Source organism: Vibrio parahaemolyticus (genome assembly GCF_900460535.1).
GTDB lineage: Bacteria > Pseudomonadota > Gammaproteobacteria > Enterobacterales > Vibrionaceae > Vibrio > Vibrio parahaemolyticus.
Genome location: NZ_UHIL01000002.1, coordinates 422387 through 440726, shown reverse-complemented (window position 1 = coordinate 440726; position 18340 = coordinate 422387). Strand labels below are relative to the sequence as shown.

12 protein-coding genes are annotated in these 18340 nt (G+C 46.9%); 10 read left to right on the top strand and 2 right to left on the bottom strand.

Going from position 1 to position 18340, the window contains the following annotated elements:
* The first annotated feature begins 60 nt into the window (after nt 1-60).
* Genes DYB02_RS18835 through DYB02_RS18815 form a run of 5 tightly spaced genes read left to right on the top strand, consistent with a single transcriptional unit; the run spans nt 61 to nt 8535 of the window.
* Nucleotides 61-2061, top strand: coding sequence for a prolyl oligopeptidase family serine peptidase (locus DYB02_RS18835; protein ID WP_029804228.1), 2001 nt, complete (start codon nt 61-63; stop codon nt 2059-2061).
* Complete coding sequence (locus DYB02_RS18830; RefSeq protein ID WP_029804227.1) at nt 2062-4200, top strand: TonB-dependent hemoglobin/transferrin/lactoferrin family receptor; 2139 nt, start codon at nt 2062-2064, stop codon at nt 4198-4200.
* A 12-nt stretch (nt 4201-4212) separates the two neighbouring features.
* Nucleotides 4213-6519: a proprotein convertase P-domain-containing protein gene (locus DYB02_RS18825; protein ID WP_029804226.1), complete on the top strand. Its 2307-nt coding sequence runs from the start codon at nt 4213-4215 to the stop codon at nt 6517-6519.
* Nucleotides 6520-6524: 5 nt separating this feature from the next.
* Complete coding sequence (locus DYB02_RS18820; protein ID WP_029804225.1) at nt 6525-7967, top strand: Lcl domain-containing protein; 1443 nt, start codon at nt 6525-6527, stop codon at nt 7965-7967.
* Between the two features lies 1 nt (nt 7968).
* Nucleotides 7969-8535 carry an Lcl C-terminal domain-containing protein gene (locus tag DYB02_RS18815; protein WP_005462950.1) on the top strand — a complete coding sequence of 189 codons (567 nt, stop codon included), beginning with the start codon at nt 7969-7971 and terminating at the stop codon, nt 8533-8535.
* 104 nt (nt 8536-8639) lie between these two features.
* Here DYB02_RS18815 and DYB02_RS18810 read toward each other — a convergent pair whose 3' ends face one another.
* Complete coding sequence (locus DYB02_RS18810; RefSeq protein WP_029845723.1) at nt 8640-10283, bottom strand: methyl-accepting chemotaxis protein; 1644 nt, start codon at nt 10281-10283, stop codon at nt 8640-8642.
* Between the two features lie 331 nt (nt 10284-10614).
* Between DYB02_RS18810 and DYB02_RS18805 the strand changes: the two genes are divergently transcribed.
* The 5 genes from DYB02_RS18805 to DYB02_RS18785 all read left to right on the top strand — a co-directional run bounded on the left by DYB02_RS18805 (nt 10615) and on the right by DYB02_RS18785 (nt 16621).
* Nucleotides 10615-11436 (top strand): phosphate ABC transporter substrate-binding protein, encoded by an 822-nt coding sequence (locus DYB02_RS18805; protein WP_005462954.1) that lies wholly within the window; start codon nt 10615-10617, stop codon nt 11434-11436.
* Between the two features lie 99 nt (nt 11437-11535).
* Nucleotides 11536-12468, top strand: coding sequence for a phosphate ABC transporter permease subunit PstC (pstC, locus tag DYB02_RS18800; protein WP_005462956.1), 933 nt, complete (start codon nt 11536-11538; stop codon nt 12466-12468).
* 22 nt (nt 12469-12490) lie between these two features.
* On the top strand, nt 12491-13354 hold the full coding sequence (pstA, locus tag DYB02_RS18795) for a phosphate ABC transporter permease PstA (RefSeq protein ID WP_005478161.1): 864 nt from the start codon (nt 12491-12493) through the stop codon (nt 13352-13354).
* A 60-nt stretch (nt 13355-13414) separates the two neighbouring features.
* Complete coding sequence (gene pstB / locus DYB02_RS18790; protein ID WP_005499747.1) at nt 13415-14164, top strand: phosphate ABC transporter ATP-binding protein PstB; 750 nt, start codon at nt 13415-13417, stop codon at nt 14162-14164.
* 378 nt (nt 14165-14542) lie between these two features.
* A complete protein-coding gene (locus DYB02_RS18785; RefSeq protein WP_029806855.1) occupies nt 14543-16621 on the top strand; it encodes a sensor domain-containing diguanylate cyclase in 2079 nt (692 codons plus the stop codon).
* 70 nt (nt 16622-16691) lie between these two features.
* Here DYB02_RS18785 and DYB02_RS18780 read toward each other — a convergent pair whose 3' ends face one another.
* Nucleotides 16692-18338, bottom strand: coding sequence for a BatD family protein (locus DYB02_RS18780; RefSeq protein ID WP_049874829.1), 1647 nt, complete (start codon nt 18336-18338; stop codon nt 16692-16694).
* Between the last annotated feature and the right edge of the window lie 2 nt (nt 18339-18340).

Sequence of the window (18340 nt, the reverse complement as noted above, 5' to 3'; positions counted from 1 at the left end):
TTTTATTTAAGGGCAGAATACGCGGATTCCATTAATCCTATAAATGAATTCGCTCTCTATATGAAATTTACTCATGTTTTTTTAGGGCTCATAGTTACCTCTAGTTTTGGCGCTACTGCCGCTGATGATTTTAACTGGCTGCGAGATGATGCTCGTAAAGATGAGCGAGTTCTTACCTACTTGACGCAGCAAAACCGCAAGACCGAACAGTATCAAAAAGGTTATCAGGCACTGACACAAGATCTGCTGGCACAGTGGGAAACCATGGTGGCAGACAAAGGCGAGCAGCCATGGTCGATTGTGAATGGACGAGAGTGGACGTTAACGCGTCGTGACGGTCGCTACGTGTTGTTATCACGTGCGAGTCAGCATGCACCAGAAAACGCGGTGTTTGATTTCGCTGAGCGACAATCGGCGCATCAATACTATCAACTTGGTCAGTGGCATGTGAGTGGCGATAAACTGCTTTTCACTGAGGATATCGACGGCAGCGAGCAATATCATGCCGTGGTTGTTGATTTACTCTCAGGCCAATCTGCGGAACTGGCAACGCACGTCGATAGTGGTGCACTGTTATCACAAAATGGAAAAATGGCGTACCTTGTAGCAAAGGACAAGCGTACCCAGCGACCTCATCAGATCCTACGTATTTCCACGGAGTCTTTGGCTAAAACAGTAGTATGGAATGAGTACAAATCAGATTGGTTACTCTCTTTTTATCGCGCGGCAGATAGCCGTTACGCTGTGCTGCAAAGCAACAACGAGTCAACAACAGAGCAGAAGCTTGTCGATCTAGAAACGGGCACCGTCACCGACTCATTGCGAGTGCCAGAAGTGGGCGTGGAATATTACGCAGATGTCGCGAAAGGGCATGTTTACCTCAACAGTAATCTTGAAGGAAAGTTCGCTCTTTACCAAGCCGAACTCACGCCGCTTAGCGCAACATGGCAACGCTTTACCAACCCTAGTGAGCCGCTTGAGCAGTTCTACCTTTATGATGCAGGAGTTGTGGCACTTAGTAAGCCAAACAATGTGTCGACGTTGACGGTGTATTCTTATCAAGGTCAGGAAAAAGTGATACTGCCATTGGAACACGATGGCAATGTCGCTTGGTTGAGCACGTTAGGCGATTTTGAGTCAAACAAGATTCGTATCCGAAGCATGTCGATGACCACGCCTCCTCAATGGGAAGAGTTTGATGTAAAAACGCTGACTAAATCTTTGTACTCTCAAGATGCTTACCAAGATTTTGATAGCCAACATTATGTTTCAAAACGAATTTTCATTAAGCACGATGGTGTTTCTGTTCCCGTCTCTTTAGCGTATCGCAAAGACAAATTACACGCACAATCACCCGTGATGATTTATGGCTATGGCGCATACGGTTTTACGATGAAACCGTACTTTATGCCTCAAGTCATAAGCTTGCTCGACCAAGGCGTGATTTACGCTATCGCCCATGTTCGTGGCGGTGGGTACTTTGGCGATGAGTGGCATGAGCAAGGCCGTGGTGTGCGCAAAGCCAATTCTATTGGCGACTTTGTCGCGGTCGCTAAGACGCTGAAAACGTTTGAACGCGGTAATAGAGAGGTTTTCGCCATTGGTTCTAGTGCTGGTGGCACGTTGGTCGCGGGAGCGGTTAATCGAGATCCTAAGTTGTTTTCAGGCGTCGTGCTTAAAGTGCCTTTTGTTGATGTGGTAGCCAGCATGTCGGATACCTCACTTCCGCTGACCACACAGCAGTATGGCGAATGGGGTAACCCAACCAAACCTGAGCAACTGGCACTAATGAAGGCGTATGATCCAATTCTCAACATTCACAAAGACGCTTACCCACCGATGCTGGTTCAAGTCGGTTTGATCGACCAGCGCGTGCCTTACTGGGAAGGTGCCAAGTATCTCGCCAAGGTTTCTGAGCTAAGTGAGCACACCGGGCCGTACTTGTTACAGACCGATTTTAACTCGGGTCATCAAATGGACCCACGACAAGCGCAAGAACAACAAGCAAAAGAATACGCCTTTCTTTTATCACTGATTAATACATCTAAAGCGGAGCAGTAAATGAAGCTTACCCCAGTGTCAGCGGCAGTACTTTCGGTACTAGCTGCCAGCCAAGTGCACGCCAAATCTGACGTTTTCTCTATGGAAGAGGTTGTGGTGACGGCGAATCGGATTGAACAACCTGTGTCTGAAGTAGCAGGAAGCGTTGCGGTTGTCACCAGCGAAGAGATTGAACAAAAGGGCGAAACAGAGCTTTATGATGCGCTGCGTCACGAGTCGGGGGTAAGTGTGTCGGGTGGCGCTGGTCGTCCACAAAACATCACGATTCGGGGCATGACGGGTAATCGCATTATGATCATTCGTGACGGCATTCGTTCTGCAGACGGTTTTGGTGCGAATGACAACAATGACAAAGTGGGCCGTGACACGTTCGATCTATCTAATCTTGAATCATTAGAAGTAGTGAAAGGGGCAAGCTCCTCAGTCTTGGGCTCTGGTGCCATTGGTGGCGCTGTGATTCTAAAATCCAAACAGCCTGGTGAGTTTTTAGAAGATCGTGACTTTTATGTTGACGCCACGGGCACTTATACGGGGATCAGCAATAAATACAAAGGCGCGAGCAATTTGGCATTTCGTTCTGGCGATACAGAAAGCTTGGTCAACGCGGCTTATTGGCAAGGTGAAGAGACGCGTAACTTCAGCCAAGATTTGTACAACCGCGATTTGGATGGTTACAGCGCGTCATACGCCATCAATCATTTCTTCAGTGATGAAGTGATGATCAAAGCGCGTGCCGAGCTCTATCGACAAGACCAACAACGCCTTGAAGGTTCGTCATCCATACAAAAAGATGGCAAGTGGCATATCGAAGACTTTGCAGAAGATGAATCGACAGAAGAATACAGTGCATATTTAGGTGCCGAGCTAACGCCGCTTGATCCAACATGGTTTGAAGAGTTGGATACCAAAGTTTATTGGCGTCATACCGAAGTGATCACAGACACCAATCGCTTAATGAACTCTACCGACGCCAATGGTCTGCTGATCAAGCGCCGCGAACTTGAGCACAAAACATTTACCGATAGCACCGTCGGTTTGAGAGCGGATTTCAAACAGACGCTTCACGCCTCATCGGCTGAGCACAAGTTAGCCTATGGCGTTGAGATAGCATCAGATTATTACCAACGTGAAGATAATCAGAAAGTCCTCGATTGGACGGGTTCCAACGCATCGCAAAAACAACCCTTTGCCGCTGCACGTGCTTACAACATTGGGCTTTATTTCCGTGACATGATTGAGCTGGAGAAATGGACATTGACTGGCGGTTTGCGTTTCGATGCGCACCGACTTTCACCTGATGGCCAGAATGATATCGGTGGATATCCATTGAAAGATATCGACAGTTCTGAAATTTCACCAAGCTTGTCGATTTCTCGTGAAGTGCGCGAAAACAACCGTGTTTACCTATCTTACGATCACGGCTATCGAGCGCCAGAATACGATAAGGCGTATGGCTTCGTAAGCCACGACTTTGTGCCGCTGACGCCTTTTGTTATTGCACCAAATATGGATCTAGAGGCTGAAACTTCGGACTCGTTTGAAATCGGTAACAAATTCGATAATGGCCGAGCGCAACTTTACGTTTCTGCGTTTTACAACAAGTTCCAAAACTTCATTGATGTTGTTACCACGGGTCAAGATAACTTCGGCAACTACGTCAAGCAATACCAAAACTTACACGGCGTTGAAACCTATGGCGCGGAGCTTTCTGCTGCGTATGCTTTCACATCGTCTTGGAAGCTAAGTACCAAGCTTGGTTATGTGGATGGAAAGGACGCTGAGGGCGAATACGTTCGTAGCATCACGCCTTTTGAGGGCAATGTTGGGCTGAACTACCAGCAACAAGACTTTAATGCGTTCGCGACGTGGAATTGGGCTGGTTCAATGGATCGTGTGCCGAGTTGCCAAACGTCGCTCGGACAAAAGACAGAATGCGCACAAACAGAGGCATGGAACACGCTCGATCTGGGGGCTAGTTACCAAATCACCAAAGATTTTCGTTTGAGTGCGACCATCATCAACCTGTTCGACAAAGAATACATTCGTTACCAAGACGTTGCTGGCATAGCAGATGAGAGCAAACGCTACTCAACGGAACCAGGTCGTTACTTTACGGTTAACGCGAAGTACATCTTTTAGTAGGAGCCCTGCATGAAACTCAAACTTTTAGCGCTTTCTCTTGCGTTGGCAGGCGTTCAAGTGACGAACGCTGCGCAGTGGGATTACCCTAGCGCAGCTGTTACGGTCACGAACCAAGCCGAAGCGCTTCGCTACTTACAAGACAATTACGCTAGCGCTGGCGAACTTAAGTTTCGCTATCAGACCCGTTCTCAGCTTGGAGATCATTACAACTTTGATGTGTGGGTCGATGGTCAGTATCAACCGCAACGCACCATTGTGCTATCGACTAACCAAGACAGCCAAATCGAGCGTATTTTCAAAAGCCTTGAAGATACGGTTATTCGTAATGGCGATGCGATGCCAGCCGCAGAACTGGAATTGCCTGTTCGATTGGAAGTGACCGAGCCGCCAGCGTTGAACTCTGGTGAGTTAGTGACGGTTCCCGTCTCAGTGTTTGATCCTGATTTACGTACGATGCAGCAACAAGCTGCGCCTGATTCCGCTTGGAATTCGTTAGAGGATTATCCGCAGCCACTTCAATATGTTGAGAAGCAGATTCAAGTTTTGCAGTCTGACGGCAAGTTCTACCTAGCCAACGAGCGCGTTAAACAGGTGGATGCACTTGCATTACTGCCTACACCTGCGGTAGGTGCGGAGCCCGTACGCGATACAAGCAGTATTTTGCCGCCTGAAGGTGTTCAATCTTTTGCTGATGTAAAAGCGATGCAAAGTGCTCAGCTTGGCGACAATGCCTTTTTGCAGTTGATGGCGTTTTACCATCTTGACAACTCACTGCAGTACCTATCGAGCTTGAGCTATGACTTATTTGAAGAGCCGCTTCGTTTTGATGGACGTGGTTTAGCGCTAGACAACTCTTCTTACTACACAGGTTCGCGTGCGCTGATGTTAGGCGTGGGTGGAGTATCTCCGGATGCTGCGGATGCAGATGTGATTTTGCACGAGCTAGGACACGGGATTCACTATCAAATTGTTCCCGATTGGGCGTATGGCCACACTGGTGCGATTGGAGAAGGTGTCGGTGATTACTGGGCGGGCAGTGCGAGCTACCGAACACAGTATTTAGATGCGGCTCGCCGTGGTCAGGAATTTGAGATTGATACGGTGTTCAACTGGGATGGCATGTTTGGCGTTCGCCGCGCAACACGCAGTCTCTGGAACCAACGTGCTCGCTACTTTGAAGGAGCGGAATACCGAGCGCATGAAAGTGTTGGTGGTGAATTGGGCGACGAGTTGTGGTCGACACCTTTATTCCAAGCCTTGAAAGCGTCCGTTGCTCGTTATGGCGATGGTTCGGATCGTGTTTTCCGTGACTTTGACTCGATTGTGCTTGAAGGCATGTACGGCGTGGGTCGTGGTGTGAAAATGCATGATTTGGCGGAGTCCACCGTGTTTGCCGCGACAATGCTTTTCCCTGAAAAAGAGTACGCACAAATTCTGAAAGATAGCTTCGCACAGCATAACTTACTCAAAGTTCCTTTTAACGCCCGATATCAATCTCGTTACATCAACGCTGGGGAAACGGTCGAGTTGACGCTTTCTCACACCGGCCGATCTGCAAGCGTAAAGGGCAATTGGTCACTGAACAACGACACATCGAAAGCGGTCGATGTGCAACTGGCAAACTCGGCCTCATTCAGTGCCAACTTACCAACGGGGCTGACGTGTGGTGCACCGTTTGAATCTAAAGTTTCAGTGGATTATCAGTTTGCTGAAGGGCTTAAGGCGCAATCTTGGCAAAACGTGACGGCGCTAGTGAATGGCATTCCTCTACTTTTGAATAAGCCCAAGACTATCGAGGATGCGCTCACCGATGCGAGTATTAACTCGCGCGGTCAAGAAGTGCAAGGGAACAAAATTTTTGTTCAAACACTATCAGACAAAACGCAGAAAATTGATGACTCATTTGCCGTTTATCTCGATATCGAACACGCGAATTTAGCGGATTTACACATCACGTTGACGTCGCCACAAGGCCAGTCTGTAGTGCTGTTTAACCATCAGCCGAGTCAATCGGGTGGGTTTACGGGCTATTTCACGGTTCAGCACGATTCAGAGCTGCAAGCATTGGTTGGAGAGCCTAGTTGGGGAACGTGGCGACTAGAAGTCTCCGATCGGGTGGTCGGCAACTCGGGCGCACTAAAAGCGTGGGGTGTGAGTCACTTTAACCAGTATCAGTGCGGTGCTGATACCACTTCGAAAAGCAACGGCAATGGCTCGGGTGGGAGTGGCTCACCTTGGGCGCTCTTTGGCTTGCTTGTGCTTTCAATGTTGAGAGTGGTTCGCTCTCGTAATAACGATTCATCAAAAAGAAGATAAGACCTATGAAGTTTCAATATTCTCTCATTGCAGTCTCACTGGCCCTTGTTGGTTGTGGTGGCGGTTCTGGTGGTGGTGACGCAACGGCGCCAAGTTACAACGTAGCGGGAACCATTTCTGCGAAAGGTACGTTGTTAGATACACCAGTGTGCATCGACCTCAACCAGAACTTTGTGTGTGATGCGACTGAGCCGAGCACAAAAAGTGATAACGCAGGTGAGTTCTCGATTACCTCGACAAACAAGAACATTTTAACCAGTCCAATTTTGGCTCAGGTTGACCAAGGCGACGAGCTCACACTGAACATGATGACGCCGGGGCGTGGTTTGAGCAAAGGTAACGACATTAATGGCGTTACCACATTAATCGCAGCGCTGGTTATTGATGGTAAAACCGTCAGCCAAGCAGAACAAGTTCTAAAAGATTGGCTTGCACATGCTAACGTGAAACTGTCTGGCACCGTGATGTCGGATCCCAATGCGTCTGAGTTGGAATACATCGAGCAAAACACGGTCGGGTTGCTAAGCAAAATGAAGCCAGAACACATCACACTTGGCATGGCGACGATGGCGCAAACACTCAGCTATAACGACAAATCTCTCGCGGCGTACTTGTTGAGTGATGTGGAGGTCTCTGAGTTAGCGGCCAAGCTGTCTTCTTTATCTGCGCTTGGTTCGGTAGGTAACGATACGGGTACCGTTTTGTATTATACGGTCGCTAAAGGACATTCGAACACAGCGACGCCTCAAGAACTTTTCCCAGGACAAGATGCTGAATTTGGCTTTGACAAGTTAGAGAAGCAGGCGGCGACAGGTAATGGCTTCAAGTTTGTTAAGTTAAGTGCAACGGGCGAGAAGCTAAAAGTGGATGCAACCACTTGGGCTTGTACATTAGATGAGCGTACGGGTTTGGTTTGGGAAAACAAAAGTGCTGACGAAAATTCGCTTCAGTTTAAAGATCGTCTATTTGTTTACGAATCAGAAGACTTTAAGCCGTTTTCTAAAGACTTGGAACAGGTTGGCTGTGTCAACGCAAGAGATGATATTTGCTCAACTAAGCAATACATTGAGCACATCAACCAGAAGTCACTGTGTGGTATCACAAATTGGCGCTTACCGGATTATCAGGAGTTTTATGATGTTCTCGACTTCGGTGAAACAGAGAAAGATGCAAGTGGCGTCGTTTATGGAATGAATTTTAAGTTCTTCCCACAGCAAACGTTAGGTAGTCCTTATTTGGAATACGGTTCGGTTTGGTTCCAGGCGTTTACCTTTACTGAAAATGACAAGGTAAAAACGCCCGAGTACTTAAGAATGCCGTTGGTAACGGTTCGAGGTGCCGACCGTGGACAATCTAGCTCGATTGAGATTTATTCCGATAAAAAAGATCCAACAGCTGATGACTCATACCAATTTCCAATTCGTCTAGTTGCTGAGAAAGGAGAGTAAGATGAAAAAACTTATTACCGCATTATCTCTTGTACTTGTTTCTTACGCGTCGATGGCCGCTCAGGAATGCTCTTTGGATTTTGTGAAGTCAGCGCCGAATTCTCGCTACTTATACTCTGATCTAGGTGTTGTAACAGATTTAAAAACAGGACTCACTTGGATGCGCTGCCCAGTTGGTATGACATGGGATATGGCTCAAAAGGCGTGTTCTGGGGAAGCTCAAAAAGTAACATGGCAAAACGCGCTGCTTACTGCGGAGCAAATTCGGAATGCCTCGGGCAACCATGTGCTACACAATTTTGCAGATAAAAAACAGTGGCGATTACCGAATATTAAAGAGTTAGTTACACTCACAGAGCGTGCGTGTTTCCATCCTTCAATGAATGGTACGGCGTTTGAAAGCGCATACTCGCTGGAAACTGGTGATTTAGGTAGCTATATCTGGAGCAACACGCCCGGCACCGACGCTAGACAAATCATGACGTTCGAAAGCGTGAATGGAGATGTTATTGGCTATTCTCCTGAGGCGAACCAGTTTTCAGTGTTGCTTGTCACAGACGAAGATTAATCGACAAGTGGCTGTGAAGACAATGACGTTAAAAAGCTCCGCATTTGCGGAGCTTTTTTCGTATTCATCCAGTGTTTCGCATGTGTTTACGCCACAATGAGTGATTACACTTGGAACTGTCTTAACTGTTGCTGCTGGTTTTCCGCTAGGCCAGAAAGCTCTTGAGCGGCAGCGGCGGATTGCGTAATGCCAGTTACGTTCTGGCTCACCAGCTCATAGATGTTCGTTAAGTTGTTGTTGATATCAGCCGTGACCTGTTTCTGCTCTTCTGATGCGGTCGCCACTTGAGTGTTGATTGAGTTCAGTTCGGCGATAGCGTTACTGATATTAGCAAGTGATTGGCTAACTTCTTGTGCCAGAGCTTGGTTGTCTGACAGCATGGCTAAGCTAGAGTGCATGCTTTCATTCGCGTGACCAGATTGCTGTTGAAGCTCTTCAATGATGGTCTGGATCTCTTTTGTCGACTCCTGAGTTCGCGCCGCTAGCATACGGACTTCATCGGCCACTACCGCGAAGCCTCGGCCACTTTCGCCGGCACGTGCAGCCTCGATCGCTGCATTCAGTGCAAGCAGATTGGTTTGCTCAGAAATGCCTTCAATCACTTCGATCACGCGACCAATGTGTTCTGATTGATCTTTTAGAGACGTCACGACGGCAGCGGCTTCGTTGAGTTGCTCCGCCATTTTTTCGCTTGCGCGAGTGCTTTCTTCAAACATGCTCAGGCTTTGTGAGGTCAGCATGCGTGCTTGATTTGATGCGCTATCGGCTTCTTGTGCATTGGTCGACACCTCAGCTGCGGTAGATTCTAGCTGGTTGATCGCCGAAGCCACTTGCTCAACTTCTTGTTTTTCTTGATCCGAATTGACGCTGCTTTGAGTCATAACGGTCGCTAACTCGGTCGATGCTGATGCCACATCTTCACTAATGCGAACTAATGCACTCACTGTTTCACGCAGTTTGTCGATGGTTTGGTTTACATCCTGAGCCAGCTGCGACACTTCGTTTTTGCCGATGGCTTCGGCTTTAACCAATAGATTTCCCTTCGCGACTTCTTGCATGGTTCCTTGAAGGTTACGAATCGGTGCAACGATATAGCTGGCTAGTATCCAACTAATAAGCGAAGCGGCACTCAAGATCACCGCAAGCGAAACCGCACTGTAAGTGAGCGTGGTTGAATGCTGTTCGCCATTCGCTTCCACTTCATCGGTGACGATTTGATTCAATTGCTTAGACAGGTTGTCGATGGCGTTGATCATTGCTTCGCCAGCCAATCGATATTCTGCCATCGCAGATTCGTACTTTTGATTGGAATCGGATGTGGTGTAGCCAGAAGAGTGTTTGGTGGTGAGCAGAGGTGTCATAGTGACGCGCGTGAAATCAACATAGTGATCCATGGCTTTGCGCATGGCATTCACTTCGGTTTGAACGCCAGGGAGGCTATCGATGGAATTGAGAAAATCGCGGTTTTTGTTTTGTCTATCAGACAGTTCTTGGTTGAGAGATTGGACATCTTCGGCTCGAAATAGACTGTAAATGGCTTTGATGCGCATGGCGTAGGTGTTGTCTACGATGGCGCTGAGTTCCTCTTTATGAATGATCAGCTTGTTGGTGGAAGTGGAAACCTTATTGAATGCTTGGTCGAGCTTGCCGATTCCGACGCTCAATCCAATGACGAGTAATACAACGGTGAATAGAACAGGTAAAAAGACCTGAAGTTTAATAGAAAGCGTACTAAGAAATTGACGCATGATTGACCCTCTATAGTTTTGATTATTATCATTATTATTAATAACCTTAAGGATTCTAATGAATACATTTTTCAAATCAATTACTTACTAATGCCGAATTGTTATGAAATGTAGCAAAATTGAAGGACTTGGCATTTTGTATAGATGTAGAAAGGCGAGGAAGCAAGCGAGGAAATAACACAACCTGAAATGTTGCGGAATTAATATACAGAAATGACAACGTGTCATAGAGGGTTCAACTAAGTGAAACACAACTGTCATATTCGGATTCTAAAGTGGGCACCGTTCAAGTGAAACACAACGGCAATAAAGCCACTTTAAGGAAATTGTGATGAAAAAGACAGTAATCGGTGCAATCGCACTTCTAGGCGCAATGGCAGTGACTCCTGTTTCTGCTAAAGAAACTATCTCTGCAGTGGGTTCTAGCAGCGTAACTCCACTGATGGAAGTTTTCTCTGAAACATACATGAAGACGAACCCGAACGTATTTATCGAGGTTCAAGGCCCTGGCTCTTCAGCTGGCGTTAAAGCGGCGAAAAACGGTTCAGCAGACTTAGGTATGTCTTCTCGTAACCTGAAGGAATCAGAAAAAGAGCCAACACTTGTTGAAGAAGTGGTCGCTCGTGACGGTATCGCGGTTGTTGTTAACCCACAAAACAAGCTAGCAGGTCTAACGGCTGAGCAAGTGACAGCAATCTACAAAGGCGAAGTATCAAACTGGAAAGAAGTGGGCGGCGAAGATAAGCCAATCGTAGCAATCACTCGTGATACCGCTTCTGGTACTCGTGGTGCATTTGAAGACATCATGGCGCTTAAAATGAAAATTTCTGGCAAGAAAGTTTCAGCAATCTCTCAACGTGCTCAAGTTGCTAACGGTAACGGCGCACTTAAAACGATGGTTGCGTCTAACCCATACGCAATTGGCTACATCTCACTAGGTACGGTAGACAACACAGTTAACGCTCTAGCAATCGACGGTGTTGATGCAACAGTTGCTAACGTGAAAAACGGTTCTTACAAAGTAGCTCGCCCATTCCTTGTGCTTTACAAAGAAGGCAAGCCATCTGCAGAAACGCAAAAATTCCTAGATTGGATGCTAACTGAAGATGCACAAAAGCTAGTTGACCAAAACGGTTACATCTCAGTTCACTAATTTATCGGGACTCTTAAGTTTGCTCAGCCCACCGTTTAGGGCTGAGCCTTTTCTATCCATAGCGTTCATTGGCAATACCCAGAACCGTGAGATTTTTAAATGACCATCGCAACAAATAGTGAAAAGCTTATGAATACTGACGCTAAAGCTATCAGCAAGCCAGGCCTGCGCGAGAAACGTCGTGTAGACTGGAAAGAGCGTATCTTCCACGGCTTGTTCCTAACCAGTGCTGTTATCGGCATTGTGTCGTTAGCAGTAATTGCTTACTTTATTGTTCGAGAGAGTATTCCTGCCTTCCAAGAAGCTGGAGTATCGGGCATCGTTCTTGGCCAAAACTGGCTTCCACCTGCGCTTTACGGCGTAGCAACAATGATTGTCGCTTCTGTAGTCTCTACTGCGGGTGCGGTGATGGTTGGCGTTCCTGTTGGTGTGCTTACCGCAATCTTCATCGCTGAAATCGCGCCTAAGCGTTTGGCTGATGTTATTCGTCCTGCGGTTGAGTTGCTAGCGGGTATCCCTTCGGTGGTGTATGGCTTCTTCGGCCTCGTTATCATCGTTCCTTTGATTCAAGACATCTTCAATGTGCCAGCGGGTAACACCATCTTGGCGGGTATTATTGTTCTTGGTGTGATGATTCTACCGACCGTAATCACGGTATCTGAAACGTCTATTCGAGCGGTGCCCCGTGCATACAAAGAAGGCTCTTTGGCTCTTGGCGCTTCAAAAATCTACACAATCTTCAAACTGCTCGTTCCTGCGGCTCGTTCAGGCATCATGACTGGTGTGATTCTTGGTATCGGTCGTGCGTTGGGTGAGACAATGGCAATCATCATGGTGATGGGTAACGCACCGGCAATGCCAGAAGGCATTCTCGACTCAGCACGTACGCTGACCGCGAACATCGCGATTGAAATGTCTTACGCAAGTGGTGTTCACGCGAACGCACTGTACGCAACAGGTGTGGTACTGCTGGTCTTCATCATGTCGTTGAACGCTGTACTTCTTTACCTAAACCGAGAAAAAGCGAAGTAATCGCTCGTTAAAGGTGACTATTATGGATCGCGCAAAACTGAAAAAAGCACGCCAGTTCAAAGATAACGTCTTTAACGCTTTCGTTTGGATTTCGGCTGCACTAACGGTAGGTTTTCTGTTCTGGATTATCTGGTACATCCTATCAAACGGTCTACAACACGTAGATTGGAACTTCATTACTGACAATTACACTCGTACCGGCGATGAGCACGGTATCTTCCCGATGATTGTGTCGACCATCTACATGGTTATTGCATCCATTGCAGTAGCGGCACCTCTGGGTATCATGACGGCGATTTACCTGACTGAATACGCAAAAGTCGGCAGCCGCTTGGTGAAAGTGATTCGATTCTGTACAGAATCCCTTGCAGGTATCCCGTCGATCATCTTCGGTCTGTTTGGTATGACTTTCTTCGTGGCAATTCTTGGTCTTGGTTTCTCGATTCTATCGGGTGCACTGACGCTAAGTATCCTAATCCTGCCAGTTATCATCCGTACCACGGAAGAAGCATTGATGGCAGTGCCACAAACGTATCGTGAAGGCTCATACGGCCTTGGCGCTTCAAAAATTTACACTATCTGGCGTTTGATTCTTCCGAGCGCGATGCCAGGTATCTTAACCTCGGTCATTCTAAGTATTGGTCGTGTCATTGGTGAGTCTGCTCCAGTATTCCTGACAGCAGGTATGGTTGCACGTATTCCGGATTCTCTATTGGATTCAGGTCGTACGCTAACCGTTCACCTTTACAAACTGACTACCGAGCTGTTTACCATTGAAGAATGGAATCAGGCTTACGGTACGGCAACAGTGCTGATCGTCGTTGTTCTTTTGATCAACATGGTGACTAAACTGATTGCAAGACGTTTTAACACAGCAACTTACTAACAAAACCAATTAAGAACGCACGTTAAAAGACACGAATTCAAGATTTAAGAGATTAAGACAATGAACAAGTTTGATATTGAAAACCTAGACCTATTCTACGGTGAAAACCAAGCACTGAAATCGATCAACCTGCCTATTCCTGTTCGTCAAGTGACGGCTCTTATCGGCCCATCAGGTTGTGGTAAATCAACGCTTCTACGCTGTTTGAACCGCATGAATGACCTTATCGAAGGCGTAAAAATTACGGGTAAGCTCGCAATGGATGGCGAAGACATCTACGGCAACATTGACGTTGCGGACCTTCGCATCAAAGTCGGCATGGTATTCCAAAAGCCAAACCCATTCCCAATGAGCATTTATGAGAACGTGGCTTACGGCTTACGTGCTCAGGGCGTCAAAGACAAAAAGACAATTGATGAAGTGGTAGAGCGTTCGCTGCGTGGCGCTGCACTTTGGGATGAGGTGAAAGATCGCCTTAAATCACATGCATTCGGCCTTTCTGGTGGTCAGCAACAGCGTTTGTGTATCGCGCGTACTATCGCGATGGAACCGGACGTAATCCTGATGGATGAACCGACGTCGGCACTTGACCCGATTGCAACCCACAAAATTGAAGAATTGATGGAAGAGCTGAAGAAGAACTACACCATCGTAATCGTGACTCACTCAATGCAACAGGCGCGTCGTATCTCTGACCGCACCGCGTTCTTCCTAATGGGTGAACTGGTTGAGCACAACGATACTCAAGTGATCTTCAGCAGCCCTCAAGACGACCGTACGCAAGGGTACGTAAACGGCGACTTCGGTTAATAACCGCATTTTTGAAATAACCAGATAACTATAAGCGATGGTAACTTTGCCCCTCTTTATGAGGGGCCTTTTTCTTTTTAAGATACTGATTTATAAAATCTATCTGCATAAATAATTATTAAAAATTAAGCGACATTGGCCACTTTTATGCAACATGTAATTCTCGTGAAACATGGTGCTAAAAGTGCTGAAGAGTTCTCGAATGTGAAATTTAGTCCGAAAATTTTGCGAATTACTTAACAGCTCAAAATTGATTATATTGATTGCATATCACCACCTGCGTAGTTTTTTATCGAGGATAAAAAAGTAAATTAGGTTGGTAGGGTGAATTTAAAAAGTTTTACGAGAAAAGTGTCTTCAACGAGGGACCACCGGCTACTGGCCGAAGCAATATTCGATCAATTAGAGAACCTCTTTTCCCCTCACGCGATCGCCATTTTTGAAGACCCTTTAACCAATCCTCGTTGTTCTGTGAGTTTTTCTCGCGGAGAGCTTTACCCTATTCAAAAGTACCCTGAGATTTTCTGGGACTGGGCCTGCCAATTTGATACATCCGAAAGCATTATTCCTCTGGCGATTAACACTTGTCACTGGAATCACACCCAAGATTTAGGTGGCGACAGCTACATAATGATGCTCGACAACACGCCAATAAAACGCACCTATTTACTTATCCAATCTGTCCAAGCTCGCACCGCACACAATATTTACGAAGAAAGCTACGACGCAATGCAGCTCGCGGCTGCGCGTTGGCAATGCATTCGAGCCGAGAAAAATGCATCACAAGAGATGCGACATCGAGACATCCGTGAAGCTCAATACGTCGATGAAATTAGCCAGCGCGAACGTTTTATCGAAAACATGAAGTTAGTTCAGCAAGTCGCACTCGAGATCTCCAACCCTGATTCCTTAAAAGATTTGTATTACAAAGCCGTCGAAGCCCTGCGTGAACGATTGGGCTTTGACCGCACCACACTGATGCTACTGGACATGAAAAAGCGCAGTTTCAGCGGTACATACGGCACAGATGAGTCTGGCGTTACGATCGATGAATTCCACACGCAATACGACCTACATCAACTGAGTGAGGAATACATCGCTGCGCTGTCGAGCCTTGAGAGTAATTTAGTGATCATCGAAGATGCGCCAATATACACGGCGGGCAAAGTGGTCGGGCAGGGATGGAACGCGATGTTAATCCTGCGTGACGGCAATGAGCCCTTCGGTTGGTTTGCGCTCGATAACTTCATTCATCGCAAGCCGATAACGGCGTATCAAAAACAGATGTTGGACTCGTTTGGTTCTCTTTTCTCACAAATTTATATCCGTAAGCGCCAAGAGCAAAATGTGCGCATGTTGCACTCAAGCATGGTTGAGCTATCACGCTGTACAACCGTTAGTGATGTGTGTAAATCGGCAGTGACTTTCGCGATTAAAAACCTCGGTATTGATCGTATGGCGGTATTTTTGACCGATGAAAACTGCTCATACATGCAGGGCACTTGGGGCACGGACATTCAAGGGAATGTCGTTGATGAGTCCTATTTCTTTGGTGAGACGCAAAACTTCTCTCTGATCAATTTGGCTCGCGCCGTACCGAGTGAAGTCGCATTCGAAGAATCCGTTCCCATTTACCACGACTGTAATATCGTCGGTTTTGGTTGGGCGGCAATGACGGTTCTCACCTCAAACAGCAGTGGCCCCATCGCTTTTATTGCCGTCGATAACCTGCTCACTCGCGCGCCGTTAACCTCTCAACTGCGCGAAGTGATTCGTATGTTCTCTTCCAGTTTGGCCGAGGTGCTGCAACGCACTCAAGCTCAAGAGGCGATTCGAGAGTTAAATGAAAACCTTGAGTTAGAAGTGCAGAACCGAACCAAAGAGCTAGAAGAGGCGAATCGCCAGCTCGAAGTACTGTCTAAACTCGATCCACTTACGCGCCTTGGAAATCGCCGTATGCTGGAACATGTGATGCAAAAATACTGCGCATTGGATTGCGAAGAGGCGATGTCATTCGGTCTGATTTTGATTGATATTGACCATTTTGGTTTGTTTAACAATCACTATGGTCATCTTGAAGGTGACATTGCACTGATGCGCATTGGGAACATTCTTGAACACCATACCAAAGATGAAGACGAGGTCTTTTGTCGAATTGGGGGGGAAGAGTTTGTGTTATTGATGATCGGCTCGAACCAAGAAGAGGTTCGGTTGAGAGCGGAATGCATCCGTCAATGCATTGAAGATGAAGGCATCAAGCATCAACATAACCCTGAAGGTGAATTGCTGACGGTTTCGGTGGGGTACTCCTGCTACAAAACCAAAGGCAAAGACTTCAATTTCGACCACTTGTATCAGTTGTCCGACAAGGCGCTCTATCAGGCGAAAAGCAGTGGGAGAAATTGCGTGAAGCGATATGAGTTAAAAGACCCTCAAAAAGATCAAATTGTAGCGTGAGTTTGTTTTTGCATACTTCCTGAACATCAGAAACCAAAAATGGCAGCGTTTAGAGCGCTGCCATTCTTATTTATAGTTTTTCTAGCTGGTGGCTAGATTTGTCACGTTTGGCCTTGGCCAGTTTTTGCACTTTTTCCAACAGGGCTTTGTGACTCCATGGCTGTTGATTTGAACTAAAACGTGCTCTGTTCATGGCATCGAGTTCGAGTTTGACCGCTTGAACATCTTCGGGATTTAGTCGGTCACGATGGGTACTCAAGTACTCGTTTACTGAGCGTTCGATTTTCGCTTCGTCGCCTTCATTAATGATGCATTTTAACGCTTCAACGCAAAGTGGTCTTTCTGATACCAACAATGGTTCTGTGGAAGCAACAGGACGCTTTTTCCAAATTACGAATGCAATTGCGGATGTAAGAATCCACAAGCCTGCAAAAACAAAAGTGAGCGTTTGCCAGAGTTTATCGACGCCATTTTGTTGGGCAGGAGCTGCATTTGAAACGGTTGGTATAGGAAGCGCGGTTTCAGGTAAGGTAATCAAGCCTGCATCGCTTTGTTCCACATTCAGTTTTAGCTCAGACAAGTTTGCCTGCTTTGCTTCATCGCTTTTACTGTCCCACCAATTCAGTGCGTAGCCTGGCAGCGTGAATTCGCCTGCTTCTGTTGGGATCAGCACTTGTTTTACCGTCATGATTACCGTGCCATCTCTTGCTGTGTCGAATTGAGGCTGCTCAGGGTAAACGCGTAAGGAGTTTGGGTAATCCATAGTAATACGCGGTAAGTATTCGGCTTGTGTACCGCGAGCTTTGATTTGAATGGTACGAGTAATAGACGAACCTTGTTTCACGTTATTTACCGTATTGGCGGATAGCGTATTGCCTTGATCGTCTTGCCAGCTCTGAGTCATTTGCAGTGCCGATGCGGGTAACCAACTGCCTTTAAACGCACTAGGTATGGCTTTTACCGTTATTGGCATTTGCCCCACTTTTGTGCTGATCGGCATGATCTTGGTTGAGCCCGTCAGACTGTCGCCATAGATATAAGATCCAGTCAGTTGTGGGCCAAGGAGCGTGAATGTTCCCGGTTGTTCAGCGGTTAAGCGGAAAGATTGCTCCACCACTGTCACTTCAAGCCCAGAAATGACTCGCTGCCCTTGTTGCATTTCACCAACAGGTTCAAGCTTCATGCCTTCAATACGTGGTGGCACAACTTGTGGGTTGTCTAAACGGCGAGTGTCGGCCTTGATGATCAGTTGCATGCGTAAATTCGCAGATTGCTGCGGATATAGCGTATGGTTATCGACACTCATATTGAAGCTGAACAAATCATCCAGATCGGGTGCCGATTTGTTCGCCGTGACTCTTAGTTGAATTGGCTCGGTTTTCATGTCATCGGCCGAAAAACTCGGGATCGTAATTATCCCTTCTTTCATTGGCGCTATAGAAATGCTCCATTCTGTGCGTTGATATTTGCGACCATTGATGTTGTTACTCGAACGCCCGTAGCGAGGCTGTCCTAAGAAGAAGTCTTTTTCCAATACGCTGAAGTCGATGGCGTCGGACGCCACTTCTGAATCTGCCATTATCCGTAGGTTGATGACTTCATTTTTAGCCACTTCAGTTTTGTTGACACTTGCCTGAAGGCTTTGTGCCATCACCGAGAAACTAGATAACAGGCTGGCCACAAGAATAAAGACCAGATGTACGCCTTTTTTCATCACGG

Bases quoted from the DNA above. Each gene is read 5' to 3' on its own strand.
- DYB02_RS18835 (WP_029804228.1), top strand. From the start codon at position 61: ATGAAATTTACTCATGTTTTTTTAGGGCTCATAGTTACCTCTAGTTTT.
- DYB02_RS18830 (WP_029804227.1), top strand. From the start codon at position 2,062: ATGAAGCTTACCCCAGTGTCAGCGGCAGTACTTTCGGTACTAGCTGCC.
- DYB02_RS18825 (WP_029804226.1), top strand. From the start codon at position 4,213: ATGAAACTCAAACTTTTAGCGCTTTCTCTTGCGTTGGCAGGCGTTCAA.
- DYB02_RS18820 (WP_029804225.1), top strand. From the start codon at position 6,525: ATGAAGTTTCAATATTCTCTCATTGCAGTCTCACTGGCCCTTGTTGGT.
- DYB02_RS18815 (WP_005462950.1), top strand. From the start codon at position 7,969: ATGAAAAAACTTATTACCGCATTATCTCTTGTACTTGTTTCTTACGCG.
- DYB02_RS18810 (WP_029845723.1), bottom strand. From the start codon at position 10,283: ATGCGTCAATTTCTTAGTACGCTTTCTATTAAACTTCAGGTCTTTTTA.
- DYB02_RS18805 (WP_005462954.1), top strand. From the start codon at position 10,615: ATGAAAAAGACAGTAATCGGTGCAATCGCACTTCTAGGCGCAATGGCA.
- pstC (WP_005462956.1), top strand. From the start codon at position 11,536: ATGACCATCGCAACAAATAGTGAAAAGCTTATGAATACTGACGCTAAA.
- pstA (WP_005478161.1), top strand. From the start codon at position 12,491: ATGGATCGCGCAAAACTGAAAAAAGCACGCCAGTTCAAAGATAACGTC.
- pstB (WP_005499747.1), top strand. From the start codon at position 13,415: ATGAACAAGTTTGATATTGAAAACCTAGACCTATTCTACGGTGAAAAC.